Origin of the sequence: Shewanella sp. cp20 (assembly GCF_000832025.1) — a bacterium.
In the GTDB taxonomy this organism is placed as follows: Bacteria; Pseudomonadota; Gammaproteobacteria; order Enterobacterales; family Shewanellaceae; genus Shewanella.
Window position 1 is genome coordinate 1 of the sequence record NZ_JPII01000032.1, and the last position, 5,302, is coordinate 5,302.

Genomic DNA, 5,302 nt, shown 5'->3' on the forward strand with positions numbered 1-5,302 from the left:
CCTGAGATTGAGAATACGTCTTCGATTGGCAGAATGAATGCACCGTCGATAGCACGCTCTGGCTCTGGGATGTAAGTGTCTAGTGCTTCAGCTAGTTCAATGATCTTAGCTTCCCACTCTGGCTCGCCTTCTAGGGCTTTCAGAGCAGAACCCTGGATAACTGGTAGGTCATCACCTGGGAAGTCGTACTCAGATAGTAGTTCACGAACTTCCATCTCTACTAGTTCTAGCAGCTCTTCATCGTCAACCATGTCACACTTGTTCATGAATACGATGATGAAAGGTACACCTACCTGACGAGAAAGCAGGATGTGCTCACGAGTCTGTGGCATTGGACCGTCAGTAGAAGCTACTACTAGGATAGCACCGTCCATCTGTGCAGCACCAGTGATCATGTTTTTAACATAGTCAGCGTGGCCTGGGCAGTCTACGTGTGCGTAGTGACGAGTTGGAGTATCGTACTCGATGTGAGAGGTATTGATGGTAATACCGCGCTCACGCTCTTCTGGAGCGTTATCGATCTGTGCGAAATCTTTAGCTTCACCACCGTACGTCTTAGTCAGTACGTGAGAGATAGCAGCTGTAAGAGTTGTTTTACCATGGTCAACGTGACCGATGGTGCCCACGTTTACGTGAGGTTTGCTACGTTCAAATTTTTCTTTAGCCATGGTATTGCCCCAATTAAGAGATACTTGGTGATGAAATCTACATACAACAAAAAATCCGATGCCTATAATGTCATCGAATCGATTTAATTAAGATAATTACGGAAGCTTAGTTGGGAAGGCTGAAGGCAGTTTATCGTGAACGGGACCCTGTTGGGCTGGCTCATAGATACGGGCACAATCAGCGAAAATTGGAGCGGATGGCGGGAATCGAACCCGCGTTATCAGCTTGGAAGGCTGGAGTAATACCATTATACGACATCCGCGCAACCTAACTAAGGTTACCTAACTACCTAGAAAAATGGTGGAGGGAGAAGGATTCGAACCTTCGAAGGCTGAGCCGTCAGATTTACAGTCTGATCCCTTTGGCCACTCGGGAACCCCTCCAGAGAAATGGTGCCGGCACCAAGAGTCGAACTCGGGACCTACTGATTACAAGTCAGTTGCTCTACCAACTGAGCTATGCCGGCGTGTCATTTCGGTAGCGGATATTAGGTAATCGTGAGCACAAGTGCAATACCTATTTTTAAAAATCTGCAAAAAAATCGCCTAAACGACGTTTTTTCCGCCACGCAAGCCTCAGAAAGTGCACTATTTACCCATAAATCTCGAACCGCTTAATCAGCCATTATGTAATCGTGTTTTTGATGTTGTTCCGCTTGAGTCTATGGTGTACTGTGCCTTGCCTAAGGGGAGATTTCATTCATGCACGCCGACAACCAAATTCATAATGCACTCTATCTCGCATTTGCCCGCCAACAGTGGGCCGAGCTGCGAAAATCTGTACCTTTAACACTCAGCGAATCCGATCTCGATGATCTACGCGGCATCAACGAATCTATCTCTCTCGATGAAGTGACCGACATCTATCTGCCCCTGAGCCGCCTGCTTAATCTGATCGTCGGCGCCAAGCAGCAGAGAGGACTGGTATTGAATCAGTTTCTCGGTCGCGTGCCGCCCAAGCGTCCCTACATTATTAGCATTGCCGGCAGTGTTGCCGTGGGTAAGAGTACGACGGCGCGTATCCTGCAGGCCTTGTTGCGTCAGTGGCCCGAACACCCCAAGGTCGACCTGGTCACCACAGACGGTTTTCTCTATCCCCTATCTGAGCTGAAGCGCCGTGGACTGCTACAACGTAAAGGCTTTCCAGAAAGCTATGATATGAAATTGCTGGTCGAGTTTATCTCTAAGATAAAGGCCGGTGAGAGTCTGGTGCATGCGCCTATCTATTCCCATATCAGTTACGACAGGGTGGCCGATACCCAACAGGCGATAGAACAGCCCGACATTTTGATCATCGAGGGGCTCAATGTGCTGCAGACGGGGCAAGACACCCATGTCGCCATACAGCAACCCTTCGTGTCCGACTTTGTTGACTTCTCCATCTATGTCGATGCCGAAGAGCCGCTGTTAAAAGAGTGGTATATCTCCCGCTTCCTCAAGTTCCGCACCGGCGCCTTTAGCGATCCTAACTCCTATTTCCATCACTACTCGGAGTTGAGCGATGATGAGGCCACTAAGATAGCCGCGAATATCTGGGACAGCATCAACGGCCCTAACCTGAACCTGAATATTCTGCCCACCCGGGACAGGGCACACCTCATCTTGCGTAAGGGGACAGATCATATGATGCACCAGGTGCTAATGCGTAAGTAGCGAGGCACTTAATCACTATAAAACAAACGGCCATCAACTGATGGCCGTTTTGTTATGCTGGACGCATGGATATCTCGCCACCGACGAAAGCCTTAGTGCCCTCCTCCGTCTTGAGCAATATCGCCCCTTGCTCGTCGATACCGCAGCAGATCCCCTCGACGCTATTCTCGCCCATCAGCAACTTGATAGGCTCACCGTCGAATAAATCGGCCTCACGCCACCTTGCCTGGAACGCCTTAAGCCCCTCTCGTTGAAACAGTTCGAGATCGGTAACCAACTGGCGTTGCAGGGCGATCATCAACTCCGTCTTATCCGGCAGCTGTGCCAGCTCAGACAGATCGCTCCAAGGCTGATCTATCTTATCCGCCTGCGCCGGCGACATAGAAAGGTTAATACCAATGCCAATGACTAGGTCACATACGCTGTCGGCCTGACCACTCATCTCGATCAGTATGCCCGCGAGCTTCTTACGGTTGAGATAGATGTCGTTGGGCCACTTAACGCCAATGCCCTCTACGCCTAGGGAGCGAAGCACAGTCACTAATGAGCAGCCGACCACTAGGCTTAGGCCCATCGCCTGAGCCATGCCCTGAGAAAACTGCCAATAGAAGGAGGTATAGAGATGACAGCCATAGGGAGATACCCAATGACGTCCACGGCGTCCTCGCCCGGCAGACTGGTACTCGGCCACGCAGATATCACCGCTGCAGAGGTCCTTCACATGTTCAAGCAAGAATCCGTTGGTACTATTTATCTCATTGAAGTAGAAACAACGGTTCTTTATCGAAGCCTTAAGCGCCGCCTCATCGATAAGTGAGATAGGCGTGGCTAACTTATAGCCCTTGCCTTTGACACTATAGATATCGACACCAAACTCCTCTAAGTTGGCCACCTGTTTGCTCACCGCCGCCCGAGATATACCGAGTTTACTGGCCAGCGCCTCGCCCGATACGAACTGCCCCTGGCTCAACAAGCGAATAATCTCCCGGCGACGGGCCCACTGATCATGCATCTGCTAATTCCTTCTGTCCGGTTGCACCTATGATCCTAGGTTCGACCTCTAACCTTACGCCAAAATCATCGAATATCCTATCTATCACGAGCCTAGCCAGGTCACACACCTCCTGGCCGCTGCAGCCCCCCTTGTTGACGATAACCAACGCCTGTTTAAGGTGAATCGAGGCATTGCCGACAGACTCTCCCTTCAGCCCTGCTCTGTCAATCAACCAGCCAGCCGCCAACTTAACCTGTGAATCCTCCAGGAGATAGCCCACTATGTCGGCATATTGCTGCTGAAGCCGCTCGAATGTTTGCTGACTAACCACAGGATTTTTGAAGAAGCTACCCACGTTACCTAATACGGCAGGATCGGGCAGTTTTGCCATACGTGTGTCACAGATACAGTCGAACACCTCTTGCGGTGTCACCCCTTGCTCACGTTCACTCAATTCTTGCAGTGGCCCGTAACTCAGGTTGGGCTGCCACGCCTTGGGCAACACTAGGCCAACCCTCAGAATCACGGCGCGACGCTTCAAGGTATTTTTGAAAATAGACTCTCGGTAAGCGAATTCGCAATCGCTGCCCTTAAGCCGCTTTATCTCACCGCTAGGCAAATCTAAGTATTCGACCCAATCACAAAATTGCGCCAGCTCCGCACCATAGGCACCTATATTTTGAATGGGCGCAGCGCCAACTGAGCCGGGAATAAGCGCGAGATTCTCGAGACCAGGCATATTCTGTTCGAGACAGAACTGGATGAGTTCATGCCACACCTCGCCAGCCTCAACCTTGAGGTAATAATGTTTGTCATCCTGGCTCACCTCTATCCCTTTGGTCTCCACTAAAACCGCTGTGCCCTGGAAGGTTTCGGTCAAGACAATGTTGCTACCACCGCCAATGAGCAAAAGGGGCTCCTGCGCTTTGAATGTCTGCAAGCAAATGGCAATAAGCTCGGCCTCCTGCCTTGCTCTTACCAAACGAAAGCAATCAGCCTCGAGGCCAAGGGTATTAAATTGCGTTAAAGAATCTGTGATCTTAGAGTCCATAGAGGAAGCGTATGTTTGCCAATCTGTAAAAAAGCCATTGTAACGTATCTGGCTCCTCCGGCCTAAATCCCAACAAAGATTAATCTTACGGGATCGCAAGATTCTTATATGGATAGTTACAGATTGCGACCAGGGGAGTTCACAGAGTGCAAACTTGCATCTTGAACTGTGCTTGTGAGCTATAAGGCACTATAGACATTAAGAGATAGAGTAAGGCAGGAATAGTAATGAGAGTTTAAAGACCGACGTCGACAGAGATAATAGGCGCCTATCATGGCCAGCCTCCAGGAAAAATCAGATACTGCTACAACACTCACCTCACATGGGGGCGAAAGGCATCCGCTTATCAAGCTAAGCTTGATGGATGGCTGTAGCGCGTAGCAGCTAGGCTGCGAGCTGGGGAGCCCGCTCAGCGGTGGACGACCGCCATGGATGGCGGAAGTGTCGATATTGAAGGAGCATTTTTCGGCTGACGTCGAGGGTAAGTATTCATGCCTACATAAGTGAATAAACCACCCGACTTTAATGAAGGAGGTTTTGAGATAAAGCGTCGATAATTTCATAAACCCTCAACGCAAAAAAGCCACCTTATTCAGGTGGCTTCTTCACTTTATTAGGCGCCTGGAAATGACCTACTCTCACATGGGGAGACCCCACACTACCATCGGCGCGATTGCGTTTCACTTCTGAGTTCGGGATGGGATCAGGTGGGACCACAATGCTATGGTTTCCAGACAAAATTGTAAATTCGAAAAGCTGTACTCTATCTAAGAGTCAATCTGAGTTCGCACTTCAATCAAGTACTTTTGTATTCTTTTGATTCAGTAACCATCGTACGAAACCCTTTTGGGTTGTATGGTTAAGCCTCACGAGTCATTAGTACAGGTTAGCTCAACGCCTCACAACGCTTACACACCCTGCCTATCAACGTCCTAG

At 49.8% G+C, this 5,302-nt stretch carries 4 protein-coding genes, 3 tRNA genes and 1 rRNA gene; 1 reads left to right on the plus strand and 7 read right to left on the minus strand.

The features are described from left to right. From DB48_RS13130 to DB48_RS13145, 4 genes are all read right to left on the minus strand, one after another. Window positions 1-668: GTP-binding protein (locus tag DB48_RS13130; protein WP_041510716.1), on the minus strand; the 668-nt coding region annotated here is incomplete at its 3' end. A 189-nt stretch (window positions 669-857) separates the two neighbouring features. Continuing rightward, window positions 858-931 (minus strand) — tRNA-Gly (locus DB48_RS13135). Window positions 932-967: 36 nt separating this feature from the next. Further along, window positions 968-1,052 (minus strand) — tRNA-Tyr (locus DB48_RS13140). A gap of 7 nt (window positions 1,053-1,059) precedes the next feature. Next, window positions 1,060-1,135: transfer RNA gene (locus DB48_RS13145), tRNA-Thr, on the minus strand. A gap of 235 nt (window positions 1,136-1,370) precedes the next feature. Here DB48_RS13145 and coaA point away from each other — a divergent pair. Further along, window positions 1,371-2,321: a type I pantothenate kinase gene (coaA, locus tag DB48_RS13150; RefSeq protein WP_041510717.1), complete on the plus strand. Its 951-nt coding sequence runs from the start codon at window positions 1,371-1,373 to the stop codon at window positions 2,319-2,321. Window positions 2,322-2,373: 52 nt separating this feature from the next. Here the strand turns inward: coaA and birA are convergent, their stop codons facing one another. The 3 genes from birA to rrf form a co-directional block, all read right to left on the minus strand. Next, a complete protein-coding gene (birA, locus tag DB48_RS13155) occupies window positions 2,374-3,333 on the minus strand; it encodes a bifunctional biotin--[acetyl-CoA-carboxylase] ligase/biotin operon repressor BirA (protein WP_041510718.1) in 960 nt (319 codons plus the stop codon). Then, window positions 3,326-4,366 carry a UDP-N-acetylmuramate dehydrogenase gene (gene murB / locus DB48_RS13160; RefSeq protein WP_041510719.1) on the minus strand — a complete coding sequence of 347 codons (1,041 nt, stop codon included), beginning with the start codon at window positions 4,364-4,366 and terminating at the stop codon, window positions 3,326-3,328. Before murB ends, birA begins: the two co-directional genes overlap by 8 nt. Before the next feature lie 619 nt (window positions 4,367-4,985). Further along, window positions 4,986-5,101: ribosomal RNA gene (rrf, locus tag DB48_RS13165) — 5S ribosomal RNA — on the minus strand. Window positions 5,102-5,302 lie beyond the last annotated feature (201 nt).

What these genes read in the sequence shown, in the direction of transcription:
- coaA (WP_041510717.1), top strand. Translation starts at nt 1,371, where the DNA reads ATGCACGCCGACAACCAAATTCATAATGCACTCTATCTCGCATTTGCC.
- birA (WP_041510718.1), bottom strand. Translation starts at nt 3,333, where the DNA reads ATGCATGATCAGTGGGCCCGTCGCCGGGAGATTATTCGCTTGTTGAGC.
- murB (WP_041510719.1), bottom strand. Translation starts at nt 4,366, where the DNA reads ATGGACTCTAAGATCACAGATTCTTTAACGCAATTTAATACCCTTGGC.